This window comes from Aeromonas sp. FDAARGOS 1410 (assembly GCF_019048745.1).
Lineage (GTDB): Bacteria > Pseudomonadota > Gammaproteobacteria > Enterobacterales > Aeromonadaceae > Aeromonas > Aeromonas jandaei.
The window spans coordinates 1,832,718-1,847,697 of sequence record NZ_CP077401.1; the positions used below are offsets into that span (position 1 = coordinate 1,832,718).

The window sequence follows — 14,980 nt, forward strand, 5'->3', positions numbered from 1 at the left end:
GGAGCTGTGATGTCTGCAAACTGTAACGCCAATGCCGTGCCTGCCATCGGCTTTTTTGAACGTTATCTGACCGCCTGGGTCGCCCTCTGCATTCTGGTGGGAATTGGCCTCGGGCAGGGGTTGCCGGATCTCTTCAAGGCGATCGGTGCCATGGAGGTGGCCAAGGTCAACCTGCCGGTGGGGTTGCTTATCTGGGTGATGATCATCCCCATGCTGCTCAAGATCGATTTTGGTGCCCTGCATCAGGTGAAGGGTCACCTCAAGGGGATTGGCGTCACCCTCTTTATCAACTGGCTGGTCAAACCCTTCTCCATGGCCTTCCTTGGCTGGCTCTTTATCCGCGTGCTGTTTGCCGACTGGCTGCCGGCGGATCAGCTCGACAGCTATGTGGCGGGGCTGATCCTGCTGGCGGCGGCCCCCTGCACCGCCATGGTGTTTGTCTGGAGTCGCCTCACCAACGGCGATCCCTACTTCACCCTGTCGCAGGTGGCGGTGAACGACCTCATCATGGTGTTTGCCTTCGCGCCGCTGGTGGCGCTGCTGCTCGGGGTCTCCAGCATCATAGTGCCGTGGGATACCCTGCTCACTTCTGTGGTGCTCTATATCGTCATCCCGGTCATCATTGCCCAGCTGCTGCGCAAGGCCTTGCTGAAAAAGGGAGAGGCACATTTTGACGGCGTCATGACCCGCATCCAGCCCTGGTCGGTGGCAGCCCTGCTGCTCACTCTGGTGCTGCTGTTTGCCTTTCAGGGCAACGCCATCATCGAGCAGCCGCTGGTCATCGCCCTGTTGGCGGTGCCGATCCTGATCCAGGTACTGTTCAACTCCGGGCTGGCTTACTGGCTCAATCGCAAGGTGGGGGAGAAGCACTCGGTCGCCTGTCCTTCCGCCCTGATCGGCGCCTCCAACTTCTTCGAGTTGGCGGTGGCCGCCGCCATCAGCCTGTTCGGCTTTCACTCAGGCGCGGCGCTTGCCACCGTGGTCGGGGTGCTGATCGAGGTGCCGGTCATGCTGCTGGTGGTGCGCATCGTCAACGCCAGCAAACCCTGGTACGAAGCGGGGCTGAGCCGCTAACTGATGGCCGTTAACAAATGGCCGCGAACTGATGCTATCCATTTTCTATTCACTTGATTCATGAGAGACACGCAAATGAGTGCAATCACCATCTATCACAACCCGGAATGTGGTACCTCCCGCAACACCCTGGAGCTGATCCGCAACAGCGGCGTGGAACCCACTGTCATCCACTATCTGGAGACGCCACCCTCCCGCGACCAGCTGGTGGTGCTGATCGCTGCCATGGGTATGCCGGTGCGGGATCTGCTGCGCAAGAACGTGCCACCCTACGAGGCGCTCGGTCTGGCGGAAGATCGTTTCAGCGATGATGAACTGATCGATGCCATGCTAGCCCACCCCATCCTCATCAACCGTCCCATCGTGGTTACCCCCCTCGGCACCAAACTGTGCCGCCCATCCGAGGTGGTGCTCGATATATTGCCCGATCAGCAAAAAGGGGCCTTCGCCAAGGAAGATGGCGAGCAGGTGGTGGATGCGAGCGGCAAGCGCCTCAAGTAATCATCTGAGTACTCAAGTACGGATTGAAACAGGGCCAGCTTCACGCTGGCCCTGTTTCGTTGTGTGAACAAGTTGAAAAAGTTATTGCGGCCAATCGTTTTACCGCTTTTTCTGTGACGAGGATCACTGTACCATCGCCGCCCGACCTGCCACCCAGCCGCATCTCCCCCTGCGATGGCGCTGGCGTCACCCGATACATGCTGTCACCCGGAACGTGAATGACCCCAGGATGGGACCCGCCACTAACCTGTAGGTTTGTGGTCTGCGTGTCGCGTGGGTCGGCACCTCTCCCGCCGGATCGCCCGCGACGCCTGTCTGCAGACTTGCCATATGAAACTCCTCTCTTCATAGGTGCAAGATGACACTGTTATTGAGTCTGGTCGGTATGCTGGCCCTGATGTTTATCGCCTGGCTGGCCAGTGAAAACCGCCGAGCCATCCGCTGGCGAACCGTGCTGGGGGCGCTCGCCCTGCAAACCGGTTTTGCTGCTCTGGTGCTCTATTTCCCCCCCGGACAAATCATGCTCGGTGCCATGAGCAATGGCGTCTCCGCCCTGCTCGGCTTTGCCGACAGCGGCATCCGTTTTGTGTTTGGCGATCTGGCCAGCAACGGCTTTATCTTCGCCGTGCGGGTGCTGCCGCTGGTGATCTTTATCAGCGCGCTGATCGCCGTGCTCTACCACTTCGGCATCATGCAGTGGGTGATCCGGGTACTGGGCGGCGCCATTCATCGTCTGCTCGGCACCAGCCGCGCCGAGTCACTGGTGGCCACCGGCAATATCTTCCTGTCGCAAGGGGAGTCGCCGCTGCTTATTCGTCCCTTCCTCGCTGGTATGACTCGCTCCGAACTCTTCGCGGTGATGACCTGCGGCATGGCCTCGGTAGCGGGCTCGGTACTGGGCGGTTACGCCGGTCTGGGTGTGGATCTGAAATACCTCATCGCCGCCTCCTTTATGGCTGCGCCGGGTGGCCTGCTGATGGCCAAACTGCTGGTGCCGGAGCAGCAGCAGGTGAGCGATCAGACCGAGATCACCCTCGACAAGAGCGACTACAGCAACGCCATCGACGCACTGGCGGGCGGTGCCATGGGCGGCATGAAGATCGCTGTGGCCATCGGCACTATCCTGCTGGCCTTTGTCAGCGTTATCACCATGATCAACGCCGGTCTCACCACGGTTGGCGAGTGGTTCGGCTGGGCCGATCTCTCCCTGCAGCAGTTGCTGGGTTATCTCTTCGCTCCGGTGGCCTGGCTGATTGGTGTGCCCGCCAGCGAGATGATGGCGGCAGGATCCCTGATTGGTCAGAAGGTGATCATGAACGAGTTCGTCGCCTATCTGGATTTTGCCAATATCAAGGCGGATCTGAGCGCCCACACCCAGATCATCATAACCTTCGCGCTCTGCGGTTTCGCCAATTTGGGCTCTATTGCGGTGCAGCTCGGCTCCATCGGCACCATGGCGCCGGAACGCCGTCACGATGTGGCCAATATGGGCTTCAAGGCAGTGTTGGCGGCGACCCTGGCCAACCTGATGAGCGCCACCCTGGCCGGGATCTTTGTCTCGCTGGCTTGATAGCGTGAGGCAATAGCCGGTTAGCCGGCGGTTCAAACAAAAGACCCCCTCTTGCCGCTTGGCAAGAGGGGGTCTTTTTATGGCTGGTTGATGGCGACAAGAGGGCGCTATCGATGTGGTGGTGCACTTCACCTTCACTTCACCGAGTGGGGGTAGGGTAGGATAATGTTTTCAGTTGGAGCTTTATCCTATGCCGACCATCGTCACCCACGCTGCCGTACCTCTCTGCCTTGGGCTCGGGCTTGGCAGCAGGCTTATTCCGCCACGCCTGCTGCTGGCTGGGGTTGCCATCGCCATGCTGCCCGATGCCGATGTGCTCGCCTTTAAACTGGGGGTCGCCTACGGCCATGTCTTTGGCCACCGCGGCTTTACCCACTCACTGCTGTTCGCCTTTGTCCTGCCCACACTGGCCATGCTGTTTCACCGCCAATTTCGGGCCAGCGCCGCCACCGTCTGGTCGTTTCTGCTGGTGTCGCTACTCTCCCACAGCCTGCTCGATTCCCTCACCACCGGCGGCAAGGGGGTTGGCTGGCTCTGGCCGTGGCGTGACGAGCGTTTCTTTGCCCCCTGGCAGGTGATCCGGGTCGCCCCCTTCAAGCTGGAGGCCTATCTCACCGCCCGAGGGGAAGCAGTGATCCTCTCCGAGCTCTACTGGGTCTGGCTGCCGGGGGTTGTATTGATGCTGGTGTTGATGGGATGGCGGGTGTGGGGCTGGGGCCCTAGGGGATGCTGAGACTGGTGGCCAAGTGATGAAGATAGTCATAACTGTGCCACTGTATGGCACAGAGAGCGAGTAGGGCTGATGCTGCCAGGGCACCTCGATCCCGCTTCTGGAGTAATACCCACAGGGCATGCAGTATGCAGAGACCCAGACTCACCAGATATATGAGGGCTAACGTCACTTCAATTAAATCCGATATACCGTAGGGATCATTCGGATTGTGATAAAGCAGGTCATAGCCAAAGGCGCGAAATCCGAGTCTGATCAGATACAGGGAAAAGCAGAGTGTGGCCAGTTTTTTTGTTTTGCGGTTGATGTCTGTCATTCCATTAGTAGCAGCTGATGAAAGTTCAATTATTGGATGGATTTCTACTTGCAAACTCATCGGCGTCATATATTTGCAATCCAGCAATAGATGCGAGATCTTTAACCGTTATTAATTCTGGGCCTTTCACAATAAAACAGCAATACCGATCACTCTCGGTTTCTAAATGGACGAGCGAAAAACCATGGTTATCTAGCCATTCGGATGAATTTTGAAGAACTTTTGGCACATCGCTATGTTGAGAGGTATCAGTATATGTCCATTTATCTTCTACGCTATAGAGGCTCAATATTTAAGATGACTGCCAATAAATTTCATCGTCAGCTTTCCAAGCTACTTGGATAAATACCCACTGCTCTCTTTTTTAACCATCATTTCCAGAAATGACTTCGGTTAATGCATCAAATGGGGTGTCTACTCATTTGAGGCTTTTACTGCAGCTTTTGTGAGGCGTTGAGACTCACTTTTATTTAAGTGTGAAGTAATGAATTTCAGAAAATTACTTAAATTTTCCTTTTTGTGTGACAATGTTGCTTGACCAGAGGGGGGGGGAATACTTCCCAAATTTCATTGTCAGAGACGTTCGTGTCTATGGGTACAGACGATGTAACAAGCTTTTTATTGAATAATTTACTAAGCAATTTCAGCATGGAAACTCCTAACGCTCGCTTAAGGGGTATCCCGAGTGAGCGCAGCGAACGATTTGAAACAATTGTTAAGTTTTCAATACTCGTATGTAATAGCTGCCTTTTGGGGGTTGAACTCAATTTTGCATGATTTCCAGTTTCTCTTTGATGCATCGAGGTAAGAACTAAGCTGCTCGATACATTGAGCTGGATAAAGGTCGTCAGCCGGTTGGAATGTTGTAACTTCAGAGCCCTCAACAAGGATGCATTTATAAGAGAGAGAAATCTCATTGCTTGCCGACCTGCTGTATTCGACCCATGCGGAATAAAATGAGTCTGGCAAACCCTCCCACATACACCCCGTTGCCCATTGAATTAATTGTTCTCTGGTGTGTGTGGGTTTACTTTCAGGTTTGGATGGTTTTGAACCGGCGATTCTATTTATGGTATCAATGACTCTACGAAGCATAGTGAATACCTAACGTTTGGTTAATGGGCTGGCGTTAGCCTGTCTAGAGTGAGCGGAGTGAACGACTTTAACTAATTTTATGAACCGTCACAGAACTCAAAGTTTGCCGTTTTTGATTGTTCTAAAGCATATTCTAGATGTAGGTCTGGATAGTCTCTAGATTCATCCATCTGCATTTTTACTGAAGCTGGAAGGACCATGAAGACAATGTTGTATCTGATTTCTATAACCTCGGTTTCAGTTAATGTAAATCCTTTTTCTAACTTTCATAGCCTTTATGAAATATCTTAGTTTTGTCTGGTTGAACTAAAACACTATCGTCATCACAATGAATGTGTGCAAAATGATATTTTGAAGATGATTCTAATTCACAGAACAGATAAAACTCGTCTTCAGTTTCCACTTTATAAAGATCGCCAGGTAATGGTTCTGGTGTCATAAAATATGGATCTACACTTTCCAGATTCCGCCACCATGACTCTAATTCCACTAGGTGCATATCGGGAAACCAAAACCAACAGCGATAACCATATTCTTCTTCGAGAAGAATAAGAAAGTCAGTTTTATATCTATTGGCAATCTCTAACTTCATAGCTACCTTGAATTTCTTTGTGAGGGAACAATCAACTCTTTTAATTCCAAGACGGTATAGGGCGGGCTCTTTAGATGAGCGACTCGATGGCAGTTTGGACACAAGCAAACTAAAGTGTCGAGTTCTGTCTTAGTTTCCCCTGTAGTAGCTAAAGGATTAGTATGGTGGCAGTCAATTACATAAGTTTCGTTAATTTTTACTTTGTAGCTACACACCTGACATGTATATTTGTCTCTCAATAAAAACTTGGACACCCATCTCTGTGATTCTGGCTATGTGACGTCTTGCTCAGAAAGGTGGTGTCCTGATTTCCCTCGGGAAATAAATTATCGTTTCCACGGGTACTTTGGTAGGCACGCCCCGCCATCAGTGCATATTGTATGTTACTATCAATTTTATTTTTCTCCAAAAATCTGATTGCAAGGGCAATGTTTAGCATCGTACCCTTCTCGTTTGCAATAATTTAAACAAGCGTCAATATCTGGTTGGCGTTTAAATGAATCATCACTACTCCAATTCCCTTTTCCATCGTGGATCATGACTGAGCAATCACCTGTATAAACTGGTTTTCTCAGAATGCCATTCAATTCAGGTTGATTGATATCTCTATTTATTTCCTTCATTACCACTGGATTGATTGGGGATTCATCCAGTAGAGTTTTCTCATTAGACTTGGTGATTATCACTAAATTTATGCTATTCAATTCAATGGGAAGTTCTTCCAGCGAAATACGTTGCCATGCTTTACTATGGAATTTAAAAATAACATAAGGGGGATTAGGCCTACCCCATTTATTGTAAGAAAGGCATGATGTGGTTGTTGATATAATATATGGCACCCCATTTAATATATGAAGGGCAAGTGGAGTGAAATTTGCTCTCTTGATATCATTCCCATACTCATTCTTCCATGAAATATATTCATTAGTATTAGGTATGACGAATGAAATCGTTTGCTCCTTTATAGGAGGCGATTGTCCTAGTTCGCGGCGGCCACCATAACTCTGGGATCTATCAACCATGATCTTGCTACCATCGTGCAGCACGACCTCTTCCTGCCAACTCACAATGTCAGAGGCAGTGCAAGATAGGATGATGATAAATAAAATAGCGAGTGGTATCATCCAACGCCAAAATTTTTTAAAATTCATTTTCGTCCCCGACACACATCAGAGTCGTTGCTTTAACGCTCTTTATTTTGTGTTGAATGAGCATATTCGTAATCAATCTCACCACATGATCAACCGCGTGTTGCGGGAGCTGTTTAGGCCCCCCCTTTTTGTGTGCTGACTATACAGCGTCTTGCTCAGAAAGGTGGGTGTCCTGATTTCCCCAGAAATATGAGGTACGCAATACCGATGCCGCCGCACACCACCTTAATCACTAAAATCAACGTATAGTAAAAATGCCACGCGTTGCGAATCACTCTTAAACATCGCGTATGTTGGGCTAAAAATCGTAGGTTGGATCTGAACGAAGTGAAGCCCAACGTTTACCGCGAATATATCTGTAAATCTGTTGTACCGATCTACCACATCCTTGTTTATCCCGATCTGGTTGGCGCAATAATGCTTGCCTGTTGGGCTTTGCTACTCGCTGCAGCAGCCTACATAAACCACGCTACCGCCCTGAGTGACAGCTCCCAGCCTGCTGCTTTTAACCTGCGAGATAGCAACAATCGCTGTCATGGCGTCCTTCCGAGAGGTTGATTGTCGTTTGGCTATCTTAAGGGCGAGGGCTGAGTGTTGAGAAGCGGGTTTTGGTGGGAATCTGTGTTGGATCAACAAATTAGTCATCGGTTGTGCTTTGGGTTAGCCGCTGGTTTGGCTAGCAATGTGTCAGGCCCCTCACCCTAACCCTCTCCCAGAGGGCGAGGGGATCAACGAGGGAGATGGGAGCAACATGTCGGGAGCTGTTAGCGGGTACAAGCGAGATAAAAAGAAAGGGAGCCGGTCAGGCTCCCTTTGATGCGGTGATGCAACGATGGCTGCTATGCGTAATGTGGATACGCAGCCGGATCACTCACGGCCAATGGCATTTTGACCCATGCCGCCCCTTATCGGTTGGTCGCGGCCTTCATCCCTTCCACAAACTCTTTCAGGCGGGTCAGCATATGTTCCGGGTTCTGGTGGTGGGTCTCGATGATCTTCACCACGGCGGAGCCGGAGATGGCACCGGCGGCGCCAGCGGCGATCGCTTCACGCACCTGAGCCGGTTCGCTGATGCCAAAGCCGAGCAGGGCGGGGGGGGCATTGAACTCGCGCAGGGTATTGATGAGACCTTCCACCGGCATGCCGGCCTTGGTCTCGGCACCGGTGACACCGGCGCGGCTCACCAGATAGGTGTAACCATTGCCGAGCTCCGCTACCTGTTTCAGGGTCTCGGCGTCGCCATTGGGCGGGGCGATAAAGATGCTGTCGATGCCGAACTTGTCGGCGGCCGCCTTGTAGGGGGCGCACATCTGCACCGGCACGTCGGCGACCAGCACCGAATCCACGCCCGCCTGCTGGCACTTCTCGTAGAAGCCATCGATTTTGCGCACATAAACCAGGTTGGCGTAGACCAGCAGGCCAATGGGCAGCTGCGGGTACTTGGCGCGGATGCGGCCAAGCAGCTCGAAGCAGTCGTCCGGGGTGGTGTGGCTGGCAAAAGCGCGCAGAGCGGCGCCCTGAATGGTGGGGCCATCCGCTACCGGATCGGAGAAGGGAATGCCGAGTTCGAGGGCATCGGCGCCCCCTGCGACCAGCGCATCGACGATGGCCAGCGACAATTCGGGAGTCGGGTCACCCAGCATCACGAACGGCACAAAGGCGCCCTGATTGGCCGCGTCCAGACGGGAGAAGAGTTGTGCGTAACGGTTCATGACAAGGTTCCTTCTTTCTCGAAAATGTCAGCGACGGTGAAGATATCTTTGTCGCCACGGCCGGAGAGGTTGACGATAAGCACCTGCTCTTTTTCCGGTTCACTGCGGGCCATCTTGAGGGCGTGGGCCAGCGCGTGGGAGGACTCCAGTGCCGGTATGATCCCTTCGGATTTGGCCAGCTCCTGGAAGGCGTCCAGCGCCTCCTTGTCTGTCACCGAGGGGTACTCGGCGCGGCCGATGGCGGCCAGATGGGCGTGCTGCGGGCCGACGGAGGGGAAGTCGAGCCCCGCCGAGACGGAGTAGGACTCCTGAATCTGGCCCTGATTGTCCTGCATCAGGTAGGAGTGCATGCCAAAGAAGACCCCCTTGCTGCCGTGACCCAGTGGTGCACCGTGCTCGCCGCTCTCGATGCCGTGACCACCCGGCTCGACGCCGATGAGGCGCACCGACGGCTCATCGATAAAGTCGGCAAACATGCCGATGGCGTTCGATCCGCCGCCGACGCAGGCGATCACCGCATCGGGCAAGCGCTCTTCTTTCTCGAAGCACTGGGCCTTGGCCTCTTCGCCGATCATCTTCTGGAACTCCCGCACGATAGTGGGGAAGGGGTGCGGACCGGCGGCGGTGCCGAGCAGGTAGTGGGCCGACTCGTAGTTGGCAGCCCAGTCGCGCAGCGCCTCGTTGCAGGCATCTTTCAGGGTGGACGAGCCGGAGTGCACCGGAATGACGGTGGCGCCCATCAGCTTCATGCGAAAGACGTTGGGCTTCTGGCGCTCACAATCCTTGGCACCCATATAGACCCGGCACTTGAGGCCGAGCAGGGCGCAGGCCAGGGCAGTGGCGACGCCGTGCTGACCGGCACCGGTCTCGGCGATGATCTCGCTCTTGCCCATCCGCTTGGCCAGCAGCGCCTGACCCAGCACCTGGTTGGTCTTGTGGGCGCCGCCGTGCAGCAGATCTTCGCGCTTCAGATAGAGGCGGGTCTTGGTGCCTTTGGTCAGATTGCGGGTCAGGGTGAGCGGGGTCGGGCGACCGGCATACTCGGTCAGCAGGGACTGAAACTCGGCGATAAAGGCCGGATCATCCTTGGCATCGACAAAGGCTTTCTCCAGCTGGAGCAGGGCCGGGATAAGGATTTGGGGCACATACATGCCACCAAATTCACCGAAAAACGGGTTGAGCAGGGTCATAGACTATTCCTTGTATTTATAGGCTTAAGCGATTCATTCATTTGGTGCATGTATTTAGCTGGTTCGCAGCGCTCTTTCACAGTTGGCGCAGAGCGCCGAAGGCGGTTGCAATCTTGTGCGCATCCTTCTGGCCCGGGGCACTCTCCACCCCGGAGTTGAAATCAAGACCGAGGCAGCCCACTTGCGCCGCCTGCAGGGCGTTGTCGGGATTAAGGCCGCCCGCCAGCATCAGTTTGCTCTTGTCGAGCGTGGCCAGCATGGCCCAGTCAAATGCCTGACCGGTGCCGCCGCTCTGGCTGCCTACTTTGGTATCCAGCAGCAGCCGATCGGCCGGGTAGTCGAGGGCAGGCAGCGGTTCGCCACTTTCTTTGCCGAGAGAGACGCCTACCGCCTTCCAGATCTGGCAGCCAGCCGGCAGCAGCGCGCGCAGTCCCTCGATATAGGCGGCATCTTCATCCCCGTGCAGCTGTACTGCGGCGAGCCTCAGCGCCTCCACCGTCTTGACGATGGTGGCGGGCTGGGCGTTGCGAAATACCCCCACATAGGAGAGCGGCGCGCCCGCCATCACGGCGCGGGCGGCGGGGATGTCCACATAGCGCGGGCTTTTGGCTACAAAGATAAGGCCACCAAATACCGCACCCGCCTGATGGGCGGTGGCGGCATCCTCGGCGCGGGTCAGGCCGCACACCTTGTTCTGGCCCAGTACCAGCTTGCGCACCGCAGCCTCCAGATCCGGCTCGGCCATCAGAGATGAGCCCACCAGAAAGCCCTTGGCGTGGTGGCGCAGATCCGCCACCTGAGCGCGGTGGTTGATGCCGGACTCGCTGATCACCACCCGATCCCTTGGAATGTCTTTGGCCAGCTGTTTGGTGCGGGCGAGATCGACGCTCAAGTCGCGCAGATCCCGGTTGTTGATGCCAATCACCGGCGCTCCCAGCGCGATGGCGCGGCTCAGCTCTTCTTCGTTGCTCACCTCGGTCAGCACGCCAAGACCCAGCTCTTTGGCCACCGCGAACAGGGCGCGATAGCCCTCGTCGGTGAGCACCGAGAGCATCAAGAGGATGGCGTCCGCCTGATAGTGGCGGGCCAGATAGACCTGATAGGGGTCAATCATGAAATCCTTGCAGAGCACCGGCTGGCTGACGCGGCTGCGCACCCGCGGCAGGAAGGCGAAATCCCCCTGAAAGAACTTCTCGTCGGTCAGCACCGAGATGGCGGTGGCGTATTTGCCATAGATGTCGGCGATTGCCTCCGGGCTGAAATCGTCGCGGATCAAGCCCTTGGAGGGGGAGGCCTTCTTGCACTCCAGAATAAAGCGGGTGGAGCCCGCCTTGAGCGCGCCGACGAAATCCCGATCGCTTGGGGTCAGCGCGCTCTGGAAGCTCTCCAGCGGCTGGGCCAGTTTGCGGGCGGCGACCCACTCCTGCTTGGCCGCCACGATCTTGCCGAGAATGGTCTGGCTGATGGAGGCCATGTTCAGAAAAGCATGGGGGGCAATAAGGTCTGACATCTCGTTATCCTTGCGAAGCTGGCTCTTGCCCTGCGGGCGTTCTGAATGACTGTTGTGCAACGTGGTGGCTGACATCATGCCTCCTGATGGCCCGCTTCCTGATGGCTCAGAGTAGCCAGCCGAGCAGCCAGATCCGCTGCCTTGCCGCTCGCCAGCACCGCCAGCACATCGGCCGCCGCGCTCTTGAGATCCTTCGCCTTGCCCGCCATCAGCAGCAGCGGTGCCACGTTGGCGGCGATGGCGGCGTTGTGGGCCGGGGTGCCGCGCCCTTCCAGAATGGCGGCGGTGATGGCGCGGTTCTCTTCCGGTTCCCCGCCCTGAATGGCGCTGACCGGATAGGTCTCGAGGCCAAAGTCAGCCGGGGTGATCATAAATTCGCGGATCTCGCCGTCACGGATCTGGGCCACCTGGGTCGGGCCGTGGATGGCAATTTCATCCAGCCCGGCACCGTGCACCACCATACCGGTTTTCAGCCCCAGTGCCAGCAGGGTTTCTGCGATGGGGCGCACCAGCTCGGGGGCATAGACTCCCATCAGCTGATAGGTGGGGCGAGCGGGGTTGATAAGCGGCCCCAGCACGTTGAACAGGGTGCGGGTCTTGAGGGCCTGACGCACCGGCATGGCGTGGCGCACCCCGGCGTGATACTGGGGGGCGAACAGGAAGCAGATACCGAGCTCGTCCAGACAGCGGCGCGCCTGTGCCGGGCTCATGTCGAGCTTGATGCCCATCTTGTCGAGCAGATCGCTCGAACCCGACTTGCTCGAGACTGAGCGGTTGCCGTGCTTGGCCACTTTCAGGCCGCAGGCGGCGGCGACCAGCGCCGAAGTGGTGGAGACGTTGATGGTGTTGAGGCCATCGCCACCGGTGCCGACGATGTCGCAAAATTCATAGTCCGGACGCGGGAAGTCGCGCGCTTCTGCCAAGAGGGCCTCGGCGGCGCCGGCGATCTCCTCCGGGGTCTCCCCCTTGATCTTGAGAGCGGTCAATAAACTGGCGAGAACTATGGGGTCCACTTCGCCACGTACCACCTGACCGAAGGCGTCGCGGGTACTTTCACGGCTCAGAGACTGACCCTGATAGAGGGTGTTGAGATGATGATGCATGTTGGTCTCCTTACCTTACCGCACGCTGCTTTCTGGACGGGTGATATGGGCGAGCGCCTGAGTCAGCAGGCGGGCCCCTTCCGAGGTCATGATGGATTCCGGGTGGAACTGGAAGCCCAGCACCCGCTCATCCTGCTGCTCGATGGCCATAGGCATGCCCTGATAGTGGGCAATCACCGTCAGCTCTTCCGGTACATAGGTGGCAACCAGCGAGTGGTAGCGGGCTACCGGCAGCGGGCTCGGCAGACCGGCGAAGGCGCCGTGGCCGTTGTGCTCAATCAGCGAGCGCTTGCCGTGGACGATCTCGCCCGCCGCGCCGACGGTGCCGCCGTAGGCTTCGCACAGGGCCTGATGGCCGAGGCAGATGCCGAGGATGGGCACCTGACCACGGGCCAGCTTGATGAGGTCAATCAGGCAACCCGCCTCATGGGGGGCGCCCGGGCCCGGCGAGAGCACCAGCACTGCGTCCCCTTCACAGGCAGCGATTTCGCTCATGATGCGGCTGGCCGGCAGGCTGTTGCGGTAGATCCGCACCGGATAGCCGAGGGAGCGGAACTGGTCGACGAGGTTGTAGGTAAACGAGTCGAAGTTATCGAGCAGGAAGATGTTAGTCATGGCTCACGTCCTTATGTTGCTCCTGCTGGGCGCTCAGGGCTTGCAGGGAGGTGCCATGGCTGGCAGCGATGGCGGCCAGCACGGCGGCCGCCTTGGCACGGGTTTCGTCCGCTTCGGCCTGGGGCTTGGAGTCATAGACCACCCCGGCACCGGCCTGTACGTGGGCCACGCCATCTTTCACGAAAGCAGAGCGAATGACGATGCAGGTATCCATCTCGCCGGCACCGTTGATGTAGCCGACCGCGCCGCCGTAGCTGCCGCGGCGCTTGCCTTCCACCATGCGAATAAGCTCGCTGGCGCGGATCTTGGGGGCGCCGGTGAGGGTGCCCATATTCATGCAGGCCTGATAGGCGTGCAGGGCGTCAAGGTCGGCGCGCAGGGTGCCGACCACCTTGGAGACCAGATGCATCACGTGGCTGTAGCGATCCACTTTCAGCAGCTCCTTGACGTAGCGGGTGCCGGGCTCCGAGATGCGGGCGATGTCGTTGCGGCCCAGATCTACCAGCATCAGGTGCTCGGCTACCTCTTTCTCGTCCTGACGCAGTTCCAGCTCGATGCGGCCGTCGAGATCCCGGTTGATGCTGCCATCGGGGTTGAAGCCGCGGCGGCGGGTACCGGCGATGGGGTACATCTCCACATCGCGGCTGGTGGCGCAGAACTTCACCGCGCTCTCCGGCGAGGCGCCAAACAGGGTGAAGCCCTCATCCTGCACGTAGAACATGTAGGGGCTGGGGTTGGTCTGTTTGAGGCGGCGATAGGCGGCGATGGGGCTGGGGCAGGGCAGTGAGAAGCAGCGGGACGGCACCACCTGGAAGATGTCGCCGCGGCGGATAAAGCCCTTGAGCTTCTCCACCTCGGCGCAGAACTGCTTGTCGCTCTTGTCCACGCTGATGCCGCCGGTGAGGGCCGGGGTTGCCGGCTCCTGTTGTGGCGCCTGCTGGCAGGCTTGCTTGAACTGGCCGAGACGCTCGCTCAGGCGGTGGTATCTGTCCTCCACCCGGCTTTCGTCGCTGTCGCCGCCAAAGATGCAGGCAATCAGCTGGGTGGTGCGCTCGATATGGTCGATGGTGATCAGGGTTTCGGCCACGTAGAAGCAGTAGTCGGGGCAGTCGTTGCTCCCTTCCGGCACCTCGGGCAGATCTTCAAAAGAGGCGATGAGGTCGTAGGCAAAGCTGCCCGCCATAAACAGCGCCTCTTTGCCGAGCTGGCAATCGAGCTCCCGCTGCAGGGTGCGCAGCACGTCCAGCACGCTGATCCCCTTGAGGCGGGAATCTTCATCCTGCTCCCGATCGGAGGCCGGGAAGTCGAGCTGCAGCTCGCCGGCCACCAGGCTCTGGATAACGGCGGCGGGCAGACGCTCGGTCAGCAGGCTCTGCAACTGGGCGCCGTTGTCATTGAGGCTGCGTACCCGCACGGTGCGGCCGCGGCACTCGATGCGCAGGCAGGCATCGACCAGCAGCAGGCTCTGTTTGCCCGCCTTGGAGTCGATCTCGACCGATTCCAGCAGCAGGGTGTTGGGGCGCTCCTGGCAAAACTCGCTGTAGAGTGCCAGCGGATCGGCCACATAGGGGGCGTTGAGTTTGAGGGTATCGAATTCACCCAGAGGAAGGCGGTGTGTGGCTGTCATAGTGCGTTCCCTTGCGTGTGATGCGTGTTACCGATGTTCATGACGTCTAATACCTTGAAAAAGTGCCTTGAAAATGAGGTGGGTTCTGGCGGTTTCAGCAGGGGCGCCATCGCCTGGTCATTACGCTTGTCTGAATTCTCGGTTTCATCACAGCTCCATTTGCCGGATAATAAAAAAGCCCGCTGGGGTCAGCG

14 protein-coding genes are annotated in these 14,980 nt (G+C 56.8%); 4 read left to right on the forward strand and 10 right to left on the reverse strand.

The genetic code is table 11. The features are described from left to right. Nucleotides 1-9 precede the first annotated feature (9 nt). The 4 genes from arsB to I6L40_RS08800 all read left to right on the forward strand — a co-directional run bounded on the left by arsB (nucleotide 10) and on the right by I6L40_RS08800 (nucleotide 3,878). Nucleotides 10-1,074 carry an ACR3 family arsenite efflux transporter gene (gene arsB / locus I6L40_RS08785; RefSeq protein ID WP_216995300.1) on the forward strand — a complete coding sequence of 355 codons (1,065 nt, stop codon included), beginning with the start codon at nucleotides 10-12 and terminating at the stop codon, nucleotides 1,072-1,074. A 75-nt stretch (nucleotides 1,075-1,149) separates the two neighbouring features. Further along, nucleotides 1,150-1,575: a glutaredoxin-dependent arsenate reductase gene (gene arsC / locus I6L40_RS08790; RefSeq protein ID WP_081043504.1), complete on the forward strand. Its 426-nt coding sequence runs from the start codon at nucleotides 1,150-1,152 to the stop codon at nucleotides 1,573-1,575. A 358-nt stretch (nucleotides 1,576-1,933) separates the two neighbouring features. Further along, nucleotides 1,934-3,145, forward strand: coding sequence for a NupC/NupG family nucleoside CNT transporter (locus I6L40_RS08795; RefSeq protein WP_071911985.1), 1,212 nt, complete (start codon nucleotides 1,934-1,936; stop codon nucleotides 3,143-3,145). 190 nt (nucleotides 3,146-3,335) lie between these two features. Continuing rightward, on the forward strand, nucleotides 3,336-3,878 hold the full coding sequence (locus I6L40_RS08800; RefSeq protein WP_216995301.1) for a metal-dependent hydrolase: 543 nt from the start codon (nucleotides 3,336-3,338) through the stop codon (nucleotides 3,876-3,878). On the opposite strand, the gene I6L40_RS08805 is transcribed toward I6L40_RS08800, so the two are convergent. From I6L40_RS08805 to I6L40_RS08855, 10 genes are all read right to left on the reverse strand, one after another. Further along, nucleotides 3,865-4,260 carry a hypothetical protein gene (locus tag I6L40_RS08805; protein WP_254204089.1) on the reverse strand — a complete coding sequence of 132 codons (396 nt, stop codon included), beginning with the start codon at nucleotides 4,258-4,260 and terminating at the stop codon, nucleotides 3,865-3,867. The two genes, I6L40_RS08800 and I6L40_RS08805, sit on opposite strands and share 14 nt — an antisense overlap. A 1,285-nt stretch (nucleotides 4,261-5,545) precedes the next feature. Beyond that, complete coding sequence (locus I6L40_RS08810) at nucleotides 5,546-5,878, reverse strand: hypothetical protein (RefSeq protein ID WP_156852228.1); 333 nt, start codon at nucleotides 5,876-5,878, stop codon at nucleotides 5,546-5,548. A 2-nt stretch (nucleotides 5,879-5,880) separates the two neighbouring features. Further along, a complete protein-coding gene (locus tag I6L40_RS21150; protein WP_156852227.1) occupies nucleotides 5,881-6,132 on the reverse strand; it encodes an HNH endonuclease in 252 nt (83 codons plus the stop codon). A gap of 141 nt (nucleotides 6,133-6,273) precedes the next feature. Then, on the reverse strand, nucleotides 6,274-7,029 hold the full coding sequence (locus tag I6L40_RS08820) for a hypothetical protein (protein WP_216995302.1): 756 nt from the start codon (nucleotides 7,027-7,029) through the stop codon (nucleotides 6,274-6,276). Between the two features lie 905 nt (nucleotides 7,030-7,934). Next, nucleotides 7,935-8,741 (reverse strand): tryptophan synthase subunit alpha, encoded by an 807-nt coding sequence (gene trpA, locus I6L40_RS08830; protein ID WP_042032437.1) that lies wholly within the window; start codon nucleotides 8,739-8,741, stop codon nucleotides 7,935-7,937. Continuing rightward, nucleotides 8,738-9,931 (reverse strand): tryptophan synthase subunit beta, encoded by a 1,194-nt coding sequence (gene trpB, locus I6L40_RS08835; RefSeq protein WP_005347359.1) that lies wholly within the window; start codon nucleotides 9,929-9,931, stop codon nucleotides 8,738-8,740. The genes trpA and trpB overlap by 4 nt, the downstream gene beginning before the upstream one ends. A 76-nt stretch (nucleotides 9,932-10,007) precedes the next feature. Next, nucleotides 10,008-11,516 carry a bifunctional indole-3-glycerol-phosphate synthase TrpC/phosphoribosylanthranilate isomerase TrpF gene (gene trpCF / locus I6L40_RS08840; protein ID WP_216995303.1) on the reverse strand — a complete coding sequence of 503 codons (1,509 nt, stop codon included), beginning with the start codon at nucleotides 11,514-11,516 and terminating at the stop codon, nucleotides 10,008-10,010. Continuing rightward, complete coding sequence (gene trpD, locus I6L40_RS08845; protein WP_216995304.1) at nucleotides 11,516-12,544, reverse strand: anthranilate phosphoribosyltransferase; 1,029 nt, start codon at nucleotides 12,542-12,544, stop codon at nucleotides 11,516-11,518. The genes trpCF and trpD overlap by 1 nt, the downstream gene beginning before the upstream one ends. Nucleotides 12,545-12,559: 15 nt before the next feature. Beyond that, a complete protein-coding gene (locus I6L40_RS08850; RefSeq protein ID WP_005359135.1) occupies nucleotides 12,560-13,159 on the reverse strand; it encodes an aminodeoxychorismate/anthranilate synthase component II in 600 nt (199 codons plus the stop codon). After that, nucleotides 13,152-14,786, reverse strand: a complete 1,635-nt coding sequence (locus I6L40_RS08855) for an anthranilate synthase component 1 (RefSeq protein ID WP_216995305.1) — start codon at nucleotides 14,784-14,786, stop codon at nucleotides 13,152-13,154. The genes I6L40_RS08850 and I6L40_RS08855 overlap by 8 nt, the downstream gene beginning before the upstream one ends. Between the last annotated feature and the right edge of the window lie 194 nt (nucleotides 14,787-14,980).

Excerpts from the sequence above, each read along its gene's own strand:
- I6L40_RS08800 (WP_216995301.1), top strand. The coding sequence starts at position 3,336 with ATGCCGACCATCGTCACCCACGCTGCCGTACCTCTCTGCCTTGGGCTC.
- I6L40_RS08820 (WP_216995302.1), bottom strand. The coding sequence starts at position 7,029 with ATGAATTTTAAAAAATTTTGGCGTTGGATGATACCACTCGCTATTTTA.
- I6L40_RS08795 (WP_071911985.1), top strand. The coding sequence starts at position 1,934 with ATGACACTGTTATTGAGTCTGGTCGGTATGCTGGCCCTGATGTTTATC.
- I6L40_RS08805 (WP_254204089.1), bottom strand. The coding sequence starts at position 4,260 with ATGACGCCGATGAGTTTGCAAGTAGAAATCCATCCAATAATTGAACTT.
- I6L40_RS08855 (WP_216995305.1), bottom strand. The coding sequence starts at position 14,786 with ATGACAGCCACACACCGCCTTCCTCTGGGTGAATTCGATACCCTCAAA.
- arsC (WP_081043504.1), top strand. The coding sequence starts at position 1,150 with ATGAGTGCAATCACCATCTATCACAACCCGGAATGTGGTACCTCCCGC.
- I6L40_RS08850 (WP_005359135.1), bottom strand. The coding sequence starts at position 13,159 with ATGACTAACATCTTCCTGCTCGATAACTTCGACTCGTTTACCTACAAC.
- trpB (WP_005347359.1), bottom strand. The coding sequence starts at position 9,931 with ATGACCCTGCTCAACCCGTTTTTCGGTGAATTTGGTGGCATGTATGTG.
- trpA (WP_042032437.1), bottom strand. The coding sequence starts at position 8,741 with ATGAACCGTTACGCACAACTCTTCTCCCGTCTGGACGCGGCCAATCAG.
- trpD (WP_216995304.1), bottom strand. The coding sequence starts at position 12,544 with ATGCATCATCATCTCAACACCCTCTATCAGGGTCAGTCTCTGAGCCGT.
- trpCF (WP_216995303.1), bottom strand. The coding sequence starts at position 11,516 with ATGTCAGCCACCACGTTGCACAACAGTCATTCAGAACGCCCGCAGGGC.
- I6L40_RS08810 (WP_156852228.1), bottom strand. The coding sequence starts at position 5,878 with ATGAAGTTAGAGATTGCCAATAGATATAAAACTGACTTTCTTATTCTT.
- arsB (WP_216995300.1), top strand. The coding sequence starts at position 10 with ATGTCTGCAAACTGTAACGCCAATGCCGTGCCTGCCATCGGCTTTTTT.